General features: G+C 55.7%; 14 protein-coding genes. 7 read left to right on the top strand and 7 right to left on the bottom strand.

Annotated features, from left to right (window positions below):
- Window positions 1-10 precede the first annotated feature (10 nt).
- The gene (gene pyrB / locus ACVKSX_RS19915) at window positions 11-946 is read right to left on the bottom strand and encodes an aspartate carbamoyltransferase (RefSeq protein WP_010251681.1); all 936 of its coding nucleotides are present in this window, start codon (window positions 944-946) and stop codon (window positions 11-13) included.
- Window positions 947-1,262: 316 nt separating this feature from the next.
- A complete protein-coding gene (gene argF / locus ACVKSX_RS19910; protein WP_061901816.1) occupies window positions 1,263-2,270 on the bottom strand; it encodes an ornithine carbamoyltransferase in 1,008 nt (335 codons plus the stop codon).
- A 160-nt stretch (window positions 2,271-2,430) separates the two neighbouring features.
- Between argF and rraB the strand changes: the two genes are divergently transcribed.
- The 4 genes from rraB to ACVKSX_RS19890 all read left to right on the top strand — a co-directional run bounded on the left by rraB (window position 2,431) and on the right by ACVKSX_RS19890 (window position 6,158).
- Window positions 2,431-2,847, top strand: coding sequence for a ribonuclease E inhibitor RraB (gene rraB, locus ACVKSX_RS19905; RefSeq protein WP_010251675.1), 417 nt, complete (start codon window positions 2,431-2,433; stop codon window positions 2,845-2,847).
- Window positions 2,848-2,901: 54 nt separating this feature from the next.
- The gene (gene miaE / locus ACVKSX_RS19900) at window positions 2,902-3,663 is read left to right on the top strand and encodes a tRNA isopentenyl-2-thiomethyl-A-37 hydroxylase MiaE (protein WP_010671789.1); all 762 of its coding nucleotides are present in this window, start codon (window positions 2,902-2,904) and stop codon (window positions 3,661-3,663) included.
- A 370-nt stretch (window positions 3,664-4,033) separates the two neighbouring features.
- Window positions 4,034-5,362 carry a hypothetical protein gene (locus tag ACVKSX_RS19895; protein WP_354438964.1) on the top strand — a complete coding sequence of 443 codons (1,329 nt, stop codon included), beginning with the start codon at window positions 4,034-4,036 and terminating at the stop codon, window positions 5,360-5,362.
- 10 nt (window positions 5,363-5,372) lie between these two features.
- The gene (locus ACVKSX_RS19890; protein WP_010251666.1) at window positions 5,373-6,158 is read left to right on the top strand and encodes a histidine phosphatase family protein; all 786 of its coding nucleotides are present in this window, start codon (window positions 5,373-5,375) and stop codon (window positions 6,156-6,158) included.
- Here the strand turns inward: ACVKSX_RS19890 and ACVKSX_RS19885 are convergent.
- The 4 genes from ACVKSX_RS19885 to pepA form a co-directional block, all read right to left on the bottom strand.
- Window positions 6,153-6,662: a GNAT family N-acetyltransferase gene (locus ACVKSX_RS19885; protein WP_354439079.1), complete on the bottom strand. Its 510-nt coding sequence runs from the start codon at window positions 6,660-6,662 to the stop codon at window positions 6,153-6,155. The genes ACVKSX_RS19890 and ACVKSX_RS19885 overlap by 6 nt on opposite strands.
- 79 nt (window positions 6,663-6,741) lie before the next feature.
- Window positions 6,742-9,597, bottom strand: a complete 2,856-nt coding sequence (locus tag ACVKSX_RS19880) for a valine--tRNA ligase (RefSeq protein ID WP_010671782.1) — start codon at window positions 9,595-9,597, stop codon at window positions 6,742-6,744.
- A gap of 5 nt (window positions 9,598-9,602) precedes the next feature.
- On the bottom strand, window positions 9,603-10,061 hold the full coding sequence (locus ACVKSX_RS19875; RefSeq protein WP_010251657.1) for a DNA polymerase III subunit chi: 459 nt from the start codon (window positions 10,059-10,061) through the stop codon (window positions 9,603-9,605).
- A gap of 65 nt (window positions 10,062-10,126) precedes the next feature.
- Window positions 10,127-11,638 (bottom strand): leucyl aminopeptidase, encoded by a 1,512-nt coding sequence (pepA, locus tag ACVKSX_RS19870; RefSeq protein ID WP_010251654.1) that lies wholly within the window; start codon window positions 11,636-11,638, stop codon window positions 10,127-10,129.
- A 268-nt stretch (window positions 11,639-11,906) separates the two neighbouring features.
- Here pepA and lptF point away from each other — a divergent pair, with 268 nt between their 5' ends.
- The gene (gene lptF, locus ACVKSX_RS19865; RefSeq protein ID WP_010251651.1) at window positions 11,907-13,007 is read left to right on the top strand and encodes an LPS export ABC transporter permease LptF; all 1,101 of its coding nucleotides are present in this window, start codon (window positions 11,907-11,909) and stop codon (window positions 13,005-13,007) included.
- A complete protein-coding gene (gene lptG, locus ACVKSX_RS19860) occupies window positions 13,007-14,083 on the top strand; it encodes an LPS export ABC transporter permease LptG (RefSeq protein ID WP_010251648.1) in 1,077 nt (358 codons plus the stop codon). The genes lptF and lptG overlap by 1 nt, the downstream gene beginning before the upstream one ends.
- A 146-nt stretch (window positions 14,084-14,229) precedes the next feature.
- On the opposite strand, the gene ACVKSX_RS19855 is transcribed toward lptG, so the two are convergent.
- The gene (locus ACVKSX_RS19855; protein ID WP_354438967.1) at window positions 14,230-14,865 is read right to left on the bottom strand and encodes an NADPH-dependent F420 reductase; all 636 of its coding nucleotides are present in this window, start codon (window positions 14,863-14,865) and stop codon (window positions 14,230-14,232) included.
- Window positions 14,866-14,966: 101 nt separating this feature from the next.
- Between ACVKSX_RS19855 and ACVKSX_RS19850 the strand changes: the two genes are divergently transcribed.
- On the top strand, window positions 14,967-15,875 hold the full coding sequence (locus tag ACVKSX_RS19850; RefSeq protein WP_346553623.1) for a LysR family transcriptional regulator: 909 nt from the start codon (window positions 14,967-14,969) through the stop codon (window positions 15,873-15,875).
- Window positions 15,876-15,884: the final 9 nt, after the last annotated feature.

The following is a 15,884-nucleotide window of genomic DNA, read 5'->3' as shown; positions in this document are numbered from 1 at the left end:
GGGTATCTCCTTACAGGGCGAGTTCGCTGTTTAAAACCAGTGCCAGCAGAGCCTGGCGCGCATAGATGCCGTTACCCGCCTGCTGGAAATACCAGGCATACGGGGTTTTATCGACATCGGTGGTGATTTCGTCGATGCGCGGCAGCGGGTGCAGTACCTTCATATTGTCGCGCGCCGTAGCGAGATCGGCGGCGCGCAGAATAAACTGCGCTTTGACATTGGCATATTCTGACGGATCGAGCCGCTCTTTCTGCACCCGCGTCATGTAGAGGATATCGAGCTGCGGCATCACCTCTTCAAAGCTGTCGTGACGTGACCAGCTGATATTCTTCTCATCCAGCATGTCGGTGATATAGGCTGGCATCGCCAGCGCATCGGGCGCGATAAAGAAGAAGCGGTTGCCGTCAAACTTCGCCAGCGCCTGGGTCAGGGAGTGGACGGTGCGGCCATACTTCAGGTCGCCGACCATCGCCACATTCAGCTGATTAAGACGGCTCTGCGTCTCCTGAATGGTGAAGAGATCAAGCAGCGTCTGGGTCGGATGCTGGTTCGCGCCGTCACCGGCGTTGAGAATCGGGATGCCGCCGGAGAACTCGGTCGCCAGCCGCGCCGCGCCTTCCTGCGGGTGACGCATCACGATCGCATCGACGTAGGTGCTGATCACTGAAATGGTGTCGGCCAGGGTTTCGCCTTTTTTGCCCAGCGACGTATTACTGCCGTCAGCAAAGCCCACCGCTGACGCGCCGAGGCGATGAATGGCGGTTTCAAACGACAGGCGGGTACGGGTAGACGCCTCAAAGAAGCAGCTGGCGATAACCTTGTGCTTCAGCAGTTCCGGCTGCGGGTGGGCTTTCAGCTTTGCGGCGGTGTGCAACGCCAGTTCCAGCTCTTCACGACTGAGGTCGTTAATTGAAATAATGTGTTTGCGATATAGCGGGTTAGCCATAGCTTTCTCCTCTGCGCGGCCGGATTGCGGACAAAAAAAAGCCCCTGCTTAAGGGGCTTTTTTAAGATCGGGTCGATGACCGAAAGAAACAGTAGCACCGCCTGCGGTCAGGCGTGATTGAGCGTCAAGTTGTCCGCTGTGCTGTAGCATATTTCCTCCGGCAAATTGGGCCGCATTATACCCGTTCGCGGTGGGTCAGCAAGAGGAAAACGTTTGCGCCTGCCTGGCCGATCGGCGTCCAGGCCAGATCCGGCGGATGAATAGGCCGGTATGAGCGGGCGCGACTCAGCGTCCTCAGCCGCGCGATGCTGGTCGGTCAGCGCTGGCCCAGCGTGGCCACCATTACCGCTTTAATCGTGTGCATCCGGTTCTCGGCCTGGTCGAACACAATGCTGTGTGGCGACTCAAACACCTCGTTGCTCACTTCCATGCCGTTGGGCAGATCGTACTGTTCCGCCATCTGCTGGCCCAGCGTGGTCTGATCGTCGTGGAAGGCGGGCAGACAGTGCAGAAATTTAACCTGCGGGTTGCCGGTCAGATCGAGCATCGCCCGGTTCACCTGATAGTCACGCAGCAGCGCGATACGCTCGGCCCACACCGCTTTGGCTTCGCCCATCGACACCCAGACATCGGTGTAGATAAAGTCAGCGCCTTTCACGCCGTCGGCAATATGTTCGGTGAGGGTAATTTTCCCGCCGGTCTGCTGCGCGGCTTCACGGCACTGCGCCACCAGTTGCTCCTCTGGCCAGCAGCTCTTTGGTGCCACCAGACGCAGATCCAGCCCCACCTGTGCGGCGGCTTCCAGCATGGTGTTGCCCATGTTGTTGCGCGCATCACCCACATAAACCAGCGTCATCTCGCTGAGTTTTTTGCCCGGCAGATGCTCCTGCATGGTCAGCAGGTCGGCCAGCAACTGGGTCGGATGAAACTCGGTGGTCAGGCCGTTCCACACCGGCACACCGGCATGTTCCGCCAGTGTTTCCACCAGTTCCTGTCCGTAACCGCGATACTGAATGCCATCGTACATCCGGCCCAGCACCCGCGCGGTGTCGCGCATCGACTCTTTATGGCCGATCTGGCTGCCACTCGGGCCAAGATAGGTGACGTTCGCACCCTGATCGTAAGCGGCAACTTCGAAAGAGCATCGGGTACGGGTCGAGTCTTTTTCGAAGATGAGCGCGATGTTTTTACCTTTCAGATGCTGTACTTCCTGGGCGCTTTTTTTCGCCCGTTTCAATTCAGCGGAAAGGGTAAGCAGGTGATCAATTTCGGCGGGCGTAAAATCCAGAAGCCTGAGGAAATGGCGCTGATACAGCTGACTCATACAACACTCCGGTAATCATTAAAGTGAATTAAAATTCAATCTAACCGTATGAATATGCATTTTCAAGTGCGGGGCTAATAAACTTTTCGTTTTGTGTAGTGGCGCGACGGGCAGTATGGGAAAATAATTGATTATTGCCGAACTCAGAGAGGATATCGTCATGGCATATGAAGCATTACTGGAAGAGCAGCAGGAAGAGACGCGGCAGATTATCGAAGAGCTGCTGGAGGATGGCAGCGATCCTGATGCGCTCTATACCATCGAGCACCATCTCTCATGCAATAATTTTGATTCGCTGGAAAAAGCGGCCGTTGATGCGTTCAAGCTGGGTTATGAAGTGACCGAGCCGGAAGAGCTGGAGCTGGAAGATGGCACCACCGTGATGTGCGTCGATATCATCAGCGAATCCGCCCTGAAGCCTGAACTGATCGATGTGCAGGTTGAGCAACTGGTGAACCTGATTGGTAAGTACAACGTCGATTACGACGGCTGGGGCACCTATTTCGAAGATCCCGATGCCGAAGATGAAGATGACGACGCCATCGAAGATGAAGATGATGATGGTATTCGCCACTAAGTAGCCGGGGCGGAGAGTTCTCCGCCTGTCACCCCTGCCACCTGTTTTAACATCATGAACTACGCACCCTTACTTGAACCGATCTATCAGTTTCTGCACTGCCGCACGCCACAGGCCTGGATTGATGAGGCGCGCAAGCCGGAAAATCTGACCCTGCTGTTAACCGACCATCTGGTGTGCGAACTGAAAGCCGCGCAGACCGCGGTGTGGTTGATCCGCAAATATGTTGCCGACAAACCCAGCGGCGACGCCATTCTGGCGTGGCTGAAACCCTATGAAGATTTTATCTTCCGCGAAGATGGCGACAGCGACTTTATCAACGCCCATAAGAACCTGACAAAACGTATCATCGTGCGCAATGCGCTGCCGTGGGCGGATGAGCTGGTGGAGAAGATGGTGCTGCTGATTAAAGAGGAGCTGCATCACTTCTATCAGGTGTGGGAAATTATGCAGTCGCGCGGGCTGGTCTATCAGAAGATCACTTCCAGCCGCTATGCCAAATCGCTGCTGCGCGAAGTCACCACCCATGAACCGGAAACGCTGGTGGATAAGCTGATATGCGGCGCTTACATCGAGGCGCGCTCCTGCGAACGTTTCGCCAGTCTGGCACCTTATCTTGATGACGAACTGGCGAAGTTCTATCTGTCGCTGCTGCGCTCAGAGGCGCGGCATTATCAGGACTATTTAACCCTGGCGGCGCAGATTGCCACCAGAGACATCACGCCGCGGGTGCAGGTGATTGGGGCAACAGAAGGGCGGTTAATTAGCGAACCCGACAACGAATTACGCTTTCACAGCGGCGTACCGGCGTTCTGAAAAGAGTAAACGGCGCTCTTACGATGGCCGTTTATTTTTTATATTGAACCGGGTTGATTTTATTAATAATAAAAATATAAATATTAACTGTTAATCTAATGTGAACGCGTTACCTCCGAAAAATATAATTTGAGTGACCCCTCACAAAATATTTTATCTCTTCTGTTTTTTCTTTGCGGAATAACTATAGTGCTCTTGCCGGATTAGGATTGTTATTTTTCAAGCAAAACCTGATTCATAACGCCTCTTTGCCAGAGAGGGTTGTGAATCAGGTTTTTTTTTGCACCGGGTATAGCCGGGGAAAAGAATCAGCGACTTTTTTTTGGCGTCCAGTTTTGCTAATAAGCATTTAATGGAAGGAGTCATTAACATGAGGGGAAAGCGCGGTATTCCGTTATTTATTTTACTGTTTTTGCAGCCACCTGGCGCATGGGCTGACTTTTCCGACGCATTATCGTTCTCTGACACTGCTTTCCTGCGTGATTCGCAACTCGATCTCAGACTGCGTAATCACTGGAAGTATCTCAAGGAAAATGAAGCGCAGCCTACCGCTGTTCATAATGCCTGGGGACAGGCGTCAAGCCTGAATTTTCGTTCCGGCTATCAGTGGGACTGGCTGGGTTTCGATGCAACTTATACCCGAGCGATCAGGCTGGGAGCCAGCGACTACTTTGCCACGCGCAGCCTGCTTTACGACAGCGGCGGTCATCAGCAAAAAGCTGACGCGCACGGCTTCAGCAAGTTTGGTGAACGCTATCTGAAAGTGAAGCTGGGGGACGCGAATGCGGGATTTAAAGGAAAAGCGGGCTGGCAGGAGTTTAAAAACATCGGCGTGCTGACCACCACGGACCGCTTGTCACGCAACAGTTACTCAGGCTATAGCGGCGCGCTGAACGTGCAGAAGATACGGCTGGATTTGGCTTACGTGACCAAAACGCTTCGCCACGACTCGCCGGAGAGTCTTGCCCTGCAAACCCAGGACCGACGAAAAATTAATGCGATCTATACCGGCGCACTGAGCTATACCGGTGATCGCGGACGTCTCGCCTACGCATTTGGCGAAGCGGAAGCCTACCAGCGGCGTCATGTTATCGAAGCGAATTATTCGCTCTCGCCGGACTGGCGCTTGTCCTCTCAAATTTATGGCAGTCAGGGGCTGGAAAATTATAAAAGCATGGCGGCCAGCAAAAGATCGTACGATAACCACGCGTGGCACTATGTCGGTGAAGCAGACTGGATTAACGACAGATGGACACAGAAATTCGCTGCCGCCTGGACTTCGGCACCCAAACATAATGCGGTGGGATATTATGTGCGCCCGCTGACAAAAAATACCCGTGGGCGTTTCAACGCCCTGACCTCTGCCGGAAAAGATTATACCCGTGATAAAGAACTGGCGCTGGTGTCGCAGACGGAATTTGAAATTTCAAAAGGCATTTTTAGCGGATTTCAGATTAACTATGGACAGTTTAATTATCGTAATACGCGTATACGTTCGGGGGAAGTCGCGCTCATAAACCGCTTCATCGAACCCCATCCGGTCCTGAAGGATTTATCGGTCTTTACGCTATTCGGTTATGGCTGGTCATATAAGAATAATAAAGAAACCCCGGTTTTTAATGCGCAAGGGAAATATATGCGTTCTCCCAGCCTTTCTGCAGAGATCGCGGTTGAATATAAATTAAATCTGTTCAGATAAGGAAAATACGATGAAAAGAATTTTTAAAGCGTTGCTGATTCTTATTGTGGTTGGGGCTGTCGCAGGCGAAGCCTTTGCCGCCGATGTCACTCTCTACGTTACGCGGCATGGTAAAACGATGTTCAACACGGTGCATCGCGCGCAGGGATGGGCAGATACTCCGCTAACGCCAGCGGGGGTAGAGGTGGCGCAAAAGCTGGGACGCGGTCTGCAGACGATCCCGTTTATCGCCGTCTGGTCCAGCGATGCTGGCAGAGCGAGAGAAACCGCGCAGCTTGTGATGCAGGCATGGAAAACGCCGCTGCCGCTGAACGAACGCCGGGAATTGCGGGAAGTGGGCTTTGGCCTGTATGAGGGCGATCTGAATAATAATATGTTGAACGATGCCGCCCATCAGTTGGGATTTGCATCCGATACGGCGCTAATGGAGGCCTATGGCAAAGGCAAGGTTCATGTCGACAGGATCATAGACGCTATCCGGCAGGCAGAAGCGTCAGGCACGCCGGCACTGAGAGGCATTAAATCAGCAGGCATGGCCGAAAGCTATCAGCAGGTTGCGAAGCGAATGGTCGATAGCCTGACTGAGATAGCGCAGCAGGCCCGGCAGCAGGGCGGCGGTAACGTTCTGGTGGTCACGCATGGCCTGGCGATTACAGCGCTACTGCAGGCGCTTGGCGATACGTCGTTAAACCAGACGCTGGACAATGCGAGCGTAACCCGGCTGCGCTATACCGACAGCGGAGAGTTCGTGATTGAATCCATCAACGATATGAGTTACGTAGAGCGCGGCTTATAACTTCCGCAACATACGCAATTCGCAATCGACATGGCCTGTGCAGCCCATCGCGCTGTCGATATGCTCGAAGCCGAGTGACTCATAAAGTTTAATGGCCCGCGTCAGGCTGGCGGTGGTTTCCAGATAGCAGCGACGGAAACCGTGGCTGCGTGCATGTTCTATCGCCCGCAGCGCCAGTTCGCGTGCCAGACCCTGACCGCGCACCTCCGGCAGAAAGTACATCTTTTGCAGTTCGCAGATATCGGGCGCGCTGCAGGCGAGCGGCGCAACACCGCCGCCGCCGACCACCTTGCCCTGATACTCAACAATCCAGTAGGCGCTCTGTTCTGCACTGTAGAGCTCAAACAGCTGGTCGAGCTGCGGATCGGAAACGGTGTAGCCCTTGTCAGCCGTCAGGCCGAACTCCGCGGAAACGTCGCGGATCACCTGGGCGATATGCGGATTATCGGCGGCAGTAATCGGTCGCACCTGGAGGTCAATAAGCGGGGTGGCGCTGGTCGTCATCATCTCTTCCGGATTTGTACGAGGTCAATAAAAAAGCCGGGCAAGCCCGGCTTTATGAATAAGCTGTCAGCTAAGACGCTTACAATGCCGCAATGACCGCCTGCTGTTCAATCAGTTTTGCTTTTGATTGTTGCAGGTCCGCTACGCGTTCGCGCTCTTTCGCCACCACCGCTTCCGGGGCGCGCGAAACAAAGCCTTCGTTCGCCAGCTTGGTCTCGATCTTCTCGATTTCTACATCCAGCTTAACCAGCTCTTTCGCCAGACGCTCCAGCTCGGCGGTTTTATCCACCAGATCCGCCATCGGGATCAACAGCTCTGCGCCTTCAACCAGTTTGGTCACCGACACCGGACCTTTCTCGCCCGCAGGCAGAATGGTCAGGCTTTCCAGACGCGCCAGGCGCGACAGGAAGTTGCGGTTAGCTTCAACGCGACGCAGTGCCGCAGGCGAGCAGTCACGCAGCAGCACATCCAGCGGCTTGCTCAGTGCGATATTCATCTCGGCACGGATATTACGCACCGCCACGATCGCCTGTTTCATCCACTCGATGTCCGCTTTCGCTTCGGCATCTTCTTTCGCCGCATCGTACTGCGGGAAAGGCTGCAGCATGATGGTGTCGTCGCTGATATTTTTCAGCCCCTTCACGCGCTGCCAGATGGTTTCAGTGATAAACGGAATGATCGGATGCGCCAGACGCAGCAGCGCTTCCAGCACGTGAACCAGCGTATGACGGGTGCCACGCAGTTCAGATTCACTGCCGCTGTTCATGACCGGCTTGGTCAGCTCCAGATACCAGTCGCAGAACTGGTTCCAGGTGAAGTCATACAGCAGGTTAGCCGCGATATCGAAACGGTAGCTATCCAGCGCTTCACGGTACGCTTTCACCGTGTTGTTGAACTCGGTCAGGATCCAGCGATCTGCCAGCGACAGCGTCATTTCGCCGCCATTCTGTCCGCAATCCTGCTCTTCGGTGTTCATCAGCACAAAGCGGCTGGCGTTCCACAGCTTGTTACAGAAGTTGCGATAGCCTTCCAGGCGCTTCATGTCCCAGTTGATGTCGCGACCGGTAGAGGCCAGTGCCGCCAGGGTGAAACGCAGCGCATCGGTGCCTGATGGCTCGATGCCGTCCGGGAACTGCTTCTCGGTACGTTTGCGGATTTTCTCCGCCAGCTGTGGCTGCATCATGTTGCCGGTGCGTTTTTCCAGCAGCGCTTCCAGTGAAATGCCGTCGACCATATCCAGCGGGTCAATCACGTTGCCCTTGGATTTCGACATCTTCTGACCTTCTTCATCACGGATCAGACCGGTCATGTAGACGGTTTTAAACGGTACCTGTGGTTTGCCGTTTTCATCTTTGATGAAGTGCATGGTCAGCATGATCATGCGGGCAATCCAGAAGAAGATGATGTCGAAGCCGCTGACCAGCACGCTGGTCGGATGGAAAGTACGCAGCGCTTCGGTGTTTTCCGGCCAGCCCAGGGTGGAGAAGGTCCACAGACCTGAGGAGAACCAGGTATCCAGCACGTCATCATCCTGACGCAACGCGACGTCGGCGGCCAGGTTGTTCTCAGCCCGCACTTCGTCTTCGGTGCGACCGACATAGACGTTACCGTTGTCGTCATACCACGCCGGGATGCGGTGACCCCACCAGAGCTGACGGGAGATACACCAGTCCTGAATATCGCGCATCCAGGAGAAGTACATGTTTTCGTACTGCTTCGGTACAAACTGGATGTCGCCGTTTTCAACGGCTTCAACCGCGACTTTCGCCAGCGGTGCGGTACGCACATACCACTGGTCAGTCAGCATCGGCTCGATAACCACGCCGCCACGGTCGCCGTAAGGCACAGTCAGATCGTGGGGTTTGATCTCTTCAAGCAGGCCGAGTTCATCGACAGCGGCAACAATCGCTTTGCGCGCCGCGAAGCGTTCCATGTTCTGGAAAGCCGCCGGGATCTCATCGGAACAGGCATCGCTGGCTTCGCCATTGGTGTCATACACCTGAGCACGGTCGCGGATATCGCCGTCGAAGGTCAGGATGTTGATCATCGGCAGTTTGTGACGACGGCCGACTTCATAGTCGTTGAAGTCATGCGCCGGGGTGATCTTGACGCAGCCGGTGCCTTTTTCCATGTCGGCATGTTCGTCGCCAACGATAGGGATCAGGCGGCCAACCAGCGGCAGCATCACAAATTTGCCGATCAGATCTTTGTAACGTGGATCTTCCGGGTTAACGGCGACGCCGGTATCACCCAGCAGGGTTTCCGGACGGGTGGTGGCGACCACCAGGTAATCTTTGCCGTCGGCGGTTTTTGCGCCGTCAGCCAGTGGATAGCGGATATGCCACATCGAGCCTTTGCTCTCGCGGTTTTCCACTTCCAGGTCGGAGATTGCGGTACGCAGTTTTGGATCCCAGTTCACCAGGCGTTTGCCACGGTAGATTAGGTTCTCTTTATAGAGGCGAACAAACACCTCTTTCACGGCGTTGGAAAGGCCATCGTCCATGGTGAAGCGCTCGCGCTCCCAGTCGACGGAGTTGCCCAGACGGCGCATCTGGCGGGTGATGGTGCCGCCGGACTCTGCTTTCCACTGCCAGATTTTGTCGATGAACGCATCACGGCCATAGTCCTGGCGCGTCTTGCCCTCTTCAGCCGCAATTTTGCGCTCAACTACCATCTGCGTGGCGATGCCCGCGTGGTCAGTACCGGCCTGCCACAGGGTATTTTTCCCCTGCATGCGCTGGTAACGGATCATGGTGTCCATGATGGTTTGCTGGAAGGCGTGACCCATGTGCAAGCTACCGGTGACGTTCGGCGGCGGGATCATGATGCAAAAGCTTTCCTGGCTGGTATCGCCATTCGGTTTGAAGTAGCCCTGCTTTTCCCAATGCTCGTAAAGCGGCTGCTCGATATCTTGCGGGTTATATGTCTTTTCCATTTCTGCTATGTCGTTTGCGGCTGTGGTGGCGCTGCCGTATTCAATTGGAATCCAACGCTGCGATACGCTTTATAGCGGTCGCGCGCCAGTTGTTTGAGCGTGTCTTCGTAAGGAACGAAGTCTATCACTTCATGGAAAGCAGTAGCAAAATCTGCGAAGTGGGGCAGCAGGCTAATCAGCAGGTCACGCGGTGAACTGCCGCGACGCTGTGGCCAGGCCAGCTCAACCGGCGCACCGTAGCGCGGGCCTTCACCCGCCAGGTTATGCGGCACGAAGGCGTTTGCCGGTCGTTGCCACAGCGCTTCGTCAAGTCGAATGGCTTGCTGTTCATCTTCGCAGGCGATCAACACCCGCTTTCCGGCCCGCCAGCGTGTTTCCGCCAGATTGCACACCAGCGCTTCAACGGCGCTAAGGCCATCGCTCGTTGCATCGGTTTCCAGCACGTAGAAGGTTGCGTTTTTCATCGGTTTGCTCATCAGAAGATCAAGGGCGGAATGATATCCGCCCTTGCTGTCAGAAAAGAGGGCGCTTAATCGTCGCCGTTCAATCCTGCCCGATTCAATAGAAATTGCGATAGCATCGGCACCGGACGTCCGGTGGCGCCTTTGGCCTTGCCGGAGCGCCAGGCGGTACCGGCGATATCCAGGTGTGCCCAGTTATATTTGCGGGCAAAGCGTGCCAGGAAGCAGGCGGCGGTAATCGCGCCGCCGGGACGGCCACCAATGTTCGCCATATCGGCAAAGTTGGACTCCAGCTGCTCCTGGAATTCATCCGCCATCGGCAGACGCCAGGCGCGATCGCCTGACTGCTCCGAGGCGCTGATCAGCTCATGCGCCAGCGGATTGTGGTTCGACAGCAGGCCGCTGATGTGATGACCCAGCGCAATCACGCAGGCACCGGTCAGCGTCGCGACGTCAATCACCACTTCCGGATCGAAACGTTCAACATAGGTCAGCGCATCGCACAGGACCAGGCGGCCTTCGGCATCGGTGTTCAGCACCTCAACCGTCTGGCCAGACATGGTGGTCAGCACGTCGCCCGGACGCATCGACCGGCCATCCGGCATGTTTTCACAGCCCGCCAGCACGCCAACCACGTTCAGCGGCAGATTCAGCTCTGCCACCATACGCATCACGCCATAGACGGCAGCCGCGCCGCACATGTCATACTTCATTTCGTCCATGCTGTCGGCAGGCTTGATGGAGATGCCGCCGGAGTCAAAGGTCAGCCCTTTACCCACCAGCACAATCGGACGCGCTTCCGCATCCGGATTGCCTTTGTACTCAATTACCGACATCAGCGATTCGTTTTGCGATCCGGCCCCGACAGCGAGATAGGCGTTCATGCCCAGCTCTTTCATCTGCTGTTCGCCAATGACGCGGGTGGTGACATTTTTGCTGAAGGCATCCGCCAGCTGACGCGCCTGTGACGCCAGATAGGCGGCGTTACAGATATTAGGTGGCATGTTGCCGAGATCTTTAGCCGCTTTCATACCGGCCGCGACTGCTAATCCATGCTGGATCGCCCGTTCGCCGCTGGTCAGTTCACGGCGGGTCGGCACGTTAAAGACCAGCTTGCGCAGCGGACGACGTGGCTCTGCTTTGTTACTTTTCAGCTGGTCAAAGTTGTAGAGCGCCTCTTTGGAGGTCTCTACTGCCTGACGCACTTTCCAGTAGGTGTTGCGGCCTTTGACATGCAGTTCGGTCAGGAAGCAGACCGCTTCCATTGAGCCGGTGTCGTTGAGCGTGTTAATGGTTTTCTGAATGACCTGCTTGTACTGGCGTTCATCCAGCTCACGCTCTTTACCGCAGCCAATCAGCAGAATACGCTCGGACAGGATATTTGGCACATGATGCAGCAGCAGTGTCTGGCCCACTTTTCCTTCCAGCTCGCCGCGGCGCAGCAGGGCGCTGATGTAGCCGTCGCTGATTTTATCCAGCTGCTCGGCAATCGGTGACAGACGACGCGGTTCGAAAACGCCAACGACAATGCAGGCACTGCGCTGTTTTTCCGGGCTTCCGCTTTTTACACTGAACTCCATGCACTCTCCTGAATCTTAAAGACAACGGCCGCTGCTGCCGCTAGAATGTAGCGCGCTCATGACCCATTTATTCATCGTCGCAGCATGACATTCTGCTGCTGGAGGTCATAATGAATCAGGGTGACAAGATGTTGTTTTTTCACCACCCGGACGCGTTTTTCATACAAATTTAGCTACGGCGACGGCCATTGATGAAGAAAAATGGCTGATAAGCGTTGAAACTAGCGATTTTCCTGCAAAAAGACAAGTTTTCACAGGCGTACTAAGCGTGATCATCATTAGATATCTGGTTCGGGAAACGCTCAAAAGCCAGCTGGCTATCCTGTTTATCCTGCTACTCATCTTCTTTTGTCAGAAGTTAGTCAGGATCCTGGGTGCCGCGGTGGATGGCGAAGTGCCGACAAACCTCGTTCTGACCTTGTTAGGACTCGGTGTGCCTCAAATGGCACAACTTATACTGCCCTTAAGTCTGTTTCTGGCGATCCTGATGACGCTGGGGCGGCTCTACACGGAAAGTGAAATTACCGTGATGCACGCCTGCGGCCTGAGTAAGGCCGTCCTGGTAAAAGCGGCGATGGTTCTGATGCTGTTTACCTCGATAGTGGCGGCCGTGAACGTCATCTGGCTGGGGCCATGGTCATCCCGCTATCAGGATGAGGTGACGCAGAACGCCAAAGCGAACCCGGGTGCGGCAGCAATGGCCGCCGGACAGTTCCAGACCTCCAGCGACGGCAGCGCCGTGCTGTTTGTCGAGGATGTGAAGGGCAACAACTTTGGTAACGTGTTCCTGGCGCAGTTACGGCCAAAGGGCAACGCGCGGCCTTCAGTGGTGCTGGCTGACAGCGGTCACATGGAGCAGCATAAAGATGGCTCGCAGGTGGTGACGCTGGATAAAGGCACCCGTTTTGAGGGCACCGCTCTGCTGCGTGATTTCCGTATCACCGACTTCACCAATTATCAGGCCATCGTAGGCTATAAAGCGGCAACGCTCGATCCTAACGATGCAGAACAGGCAAGCCTGACCGACCTGTTCGCGAATAAGACACCTGAGTTTCAGGCCGAGCTGCACTGGCGTCTGACGCTGGTGTTCTCGGTGCTGGTGATGGCGCTGATGGTGGTGCCGCTCAGCGTGGTGAACCCACGTCAGGGGCGCGTGCTGTCGATGCTGCCCGCCATGATGCTCTATCTGATTTTCTTCCTGTTGCAGAGCTCGCTGAAGTCGAGCGGCGCGAAAGGGCGGCTCGATCCGGCGCTCTGGATGTGGGTGGTGAATATCAGCTATCTGGTGCTGGCGGTGCTCCTTAACCTGTGGGATACGGTGCCGATGCGTCGGATTCGCGCCCGCTTTACCCGCGGAGGGTCGGTCTGATGTTTCGCGTACTTGACCGCTATATCGGTAAAACCATTTTCAATACCATTATGCTGACGCTGTTCATGCTGGTGTCGCTTTCCGGCATCATCAAGTTCGTCGATCAGCTGCGCAAGACCGGCCAGGGCAGCTACAACGCGCTGAGCGCCGGTTACTACACCCTGCTGAGCGTTCCCAAAGATATTGAGATCTTTTTCCCGATGGCGGCCCTGTTGGGCGCACTGCTGGGACTGGGCGCGCTGGCGCAGCGCAGTGAACTGGTGGTGATGCAGGCGGCGGGCTTTACCCGCATGCAGGTTGCGCTGTCAGTGATGAAAACGGCGATTCCGCTGGTGTTGCTGACCATGGCGATTGGCGAGTTTGTTGCGCCGTCGGGCGAGCAGATGGCGCGTAATTACCGGGCGCAGCAGCTTTACGGTGGCGCACTGGTCTCGACGCAGAACGGTCTTTGGGCGAAAGATGGCAATAGCTTTATCTTTATCGAGCGCATTAAAGGCGACAACGAAATTGATGGCGTGAGCATCTACAGCTTTAACGATCAGCGTCGTCTGCAGAGTGTGCGTTACGCGGCGACGGCGACCTGGGATGCGGCTAAGAAGCGCTGGATACTGTCGCAGGTTGATGAGTCTAACCTGACCGATCCTAAGCAGATTACCGGTTCACAGAGTCTGAGTGGCGAGTGGAAAACCAATCTGACGCCGGACAAGCTGGGTGTGGTTGCGCTGGATCCTGACGCGTTATCGATTCGCGGTCTGCATAGCTACAGTAAATATCTGAAGCAGAGCGGCCAGGAATCGGGACGTTATCAGCTGAATATGTGGAGCAAAATTTTCCAGCCGCTGTCGGTGGCGGTGATGATGCTGATGGCGCTGTCGTTTATCTTCGGACCGCTACGTAGCGTGTCGATGGGTGTGCGTGTCGTAACCGGTATCAGCTTTGGCTTCCTGTTCTACGTGCTGGACCAGATTTTCGGTCCGCTGAGCCTGGTTTACGGACTGCCGCCGATTCTGGGGGCGATTTTGCCAAGTTTTGCGTTCTTCGCTATCAGTATGTTTATGTTGATTAAGCGGCGCTAAGCGCAATAAATGCAGTAAAAGAAAAGGCCGCGCAAGCGGCCTTTTTTATGACCGGTTCAGGCTCAGGGCAGGCTTCCATCGCTTTACGTTTGGTCTCCGTCTGGAAGATACGGTTTCAGCGGCTTTATTCTGCGCTGATGCCCTGTTTATGCGGAGTGCCGGGTCGTCTCTTTCAGTGTCCTGATGAGTTGCTCTCTGTTCAGGGCTACGCAATAGGCGGGCGTCGCACGCTCGAAACGCCAGCCTTCCGCTAATGCTCCCGCATCCACCGCATCAAATCCAAAGGCTTCATATAATGCCGTGGCGGTCGCTTTCCCTTCGCTATCATCTCCCGCCAGCGGTAACGCCTGCCGGTTAGCATCGCCCGGCGGCAGGCCCTGAGTTTCAAGATCGGTCATGCGGATGGCATTGAATGCCTTGGTGACGCGGCTGTCAGGAAGCAGGCGGGCAAGCCGTTCACTGGTGCTGATGCGGCCATTGAGCAGCTCTTCAATTTCGCCATCGCGGTCGGGATAGTAATTGACTGCATCAAGCACGATTTTTCCCCGCAATTCTGTGGCCGGAAGTTGTTCCGTTGCCGTGAGCGGCACGGCAATCACCACCACTTCGCCGAACTCTGCGGCCTCGGTGGCGGTGCCGGTTTCACAGCCAATCATCGGTTTCAGGCTGAACAGCGTTCGTGGATCGCGCGAGTTGCTGAGCATCACCTGATGTCCCGCCTGAATCGCCAGTTTTGCAATCGCCCGGCCAACAAAGCCTGCGCCAATAATGCCTATTTTCATACGTTTCTCCTTGATGAGTTTCACGCACTGACCTTAATTAAAAACAGGAGGTGAATAAATCGACAAACAGACGCAATATAAACAACCAACAGGAGGGAATCATGGATCGGCTTACCAGCATGAACGTGTTTGTTACCGTCGCGGAATCGGGCTCGTTTGCCGCCGCCTCCGGGCATTTGCAAATCTCACCGCAGATGGTGGCGAAGCATATCGCCATGCTGGAGAAGCATCTCGGTACGCTGCTTCTGCATCGCACCACCCGACGGCAAAGCCTGACGGATGTGGGCCGCAACTATTACGAACGCTGCAAAATCGTGCTGGCAGAGGTGCAGGAAGCGGATGCGATCGCGCTGGATATGCAGCAGCGGCCGTCCGGTACGCTGAAGGTCAGCGCCCCGGTCACGTTTGGTTCTTTTAGCCTGGCGCCGTTTGTGACCCGCTATCTTGACCGGTTTCCGGAAACGCAGGTCGATCTTGAACTCAGCGATCGGCTGGTCGATCCGTTTGAAGAGGGTTATGAGGTGGTGATCCGGATTGGTGCGCTGGCGGACAGTTCGATCATCGCCCATCCACTGCAGCCCTACCGGCTGATAGCCTGCGCGTCGCCAGCCTATCTGGCGCGGCACGGTGTGCCCGCCACGCCAGCGGAGCTGGTGAACCACGCCTGTCTCGTTTATGGCATCTGGTCGCCCTCAAAACCCTGCCGCTGGGTATTCAGCCAGGCCGGTAAGGTTGAAGAGGTGCATCCGCAGGGGCGCATGCGATCGAATGACTGGAAAGCGCTCCTGCATGCGGCGCTGGAGGGTTATGGCATTACCCTGGGGCCGGCCTCCATTCTCTCTGAAGAGATCAGACAGGGCCGGCTGGTCCAGGTGCTGCCCGATTATGCCGGGCCAGCACGACCCATGCATGTGCTGATCCCGGCGGGCCGCCGCCAGACGGTGAAAATCCGCAGCTTTGTTAGCGCCATTATCACCGAGTTTGGCCTCTATCCACCCCAATCCGGCTAAACCAGGCGG

Source organism: Pantoea sp. PvP021 (genome assembly GCF_054056055.1).
The sequence above is the reverse complement of the archived record's forward strand: the minus strand, read 5'-3'. Positions and strand labels throughout refer to the sequence as shown.

Excerpts from the sequence above, each read along its gene's own strand:
- pyrB (WP_010251681.1), bottom strand. The coding sequence starts at position 946 with ATGGCTAACCCGCTATATCGCAAACACATTATTTCAATTAACGACCTC.
- argF (WP_061901816.1), bottom strand. The coding sequence starts at position 2,270 with ATGAGTCAGCTGTATCAGCGCCATTTCCTCAGGCTTCTGGATTTTACG.
- rraB (WP_010251675.1), top strand. The coding sequence starts at position 2,431 with ATGGCATATGAAGCATTACTGGAAGAGCAGCAGGAAGAGACGCGGCAG.
- miaE (WP_010671789.1), top strand. The coding sequence starts at position 2,902 with ATGAACTACGCACCCTTACTTGAACCGATCTATCAGTTTCTGCACTGC.
- ACVKSX_RS19895 (WP_354438964.1), top strand. The coding sequence starts at position 4,034 with ATGAGGGGAAAGCGCGGTATTCCGTTATTTATTTTACTGTTTTTGCAG.
- ACVKSX_RS19890 (WP_010251666.1), top strand. The coding sequence starts at position 5,373 with ATGAAAAGAATTTTTAAAGCGTTGCTGATTCTTATTGTGGTTGGGGCT.
- ACVKSX_RS19885 (WP_354439079.1), bottom strand. The coding sequence starts at position 6,662 with ATGACGACCAGCGCCACCCCGCTTATTGACCTCCAGGTGCGACCGATT.
- ACVKSX_RS19880 (WP_010671782.1), bottom strand. The coding sequence starts at position 9,597 with ATGGAAAAGACATATAACCCGCAAGATATCGAGCAGCCGCTTTACGAG.
- ACVKSX_RS19875 (WP_010251657.1), bottom strand. The coding sequence starts at position 10,061 with ATGAAAAACGCAACCTTCTACGTGCTGGAAACCGATGCAACGAGCGAT.
- pepA (WP_010251654.1), bottom strand. The coding sequence starts at position 11,638 with ATGGAGTTCAGTGTAAAAAGCGGAAGCCCGGAAAAACAGCGCAGTGCC.
- lptG (WP_010251648.1), top strand. The coding sequence starts at position 13,007 with ATGTTTCGCGTACTTGACCGCTATATCGGTAAAACCATTTTCAATACC.
- ACVKSX_RS19855 (WP_354438967.1), bottom strand. The coding sequence starts at position 14,865 with ATGAAAATAGGCATTATTGGCGCAGGCTTTGTTGGCCGGGCGATTGCA.
- ACVKSX_RS19850 (WP_346553623.1), top strand. The coding sequence starts at position 14,967 with ATGGATCGGCTTACCAGCATGAACGTGTTTGTTACCGTCGCGGAATCG.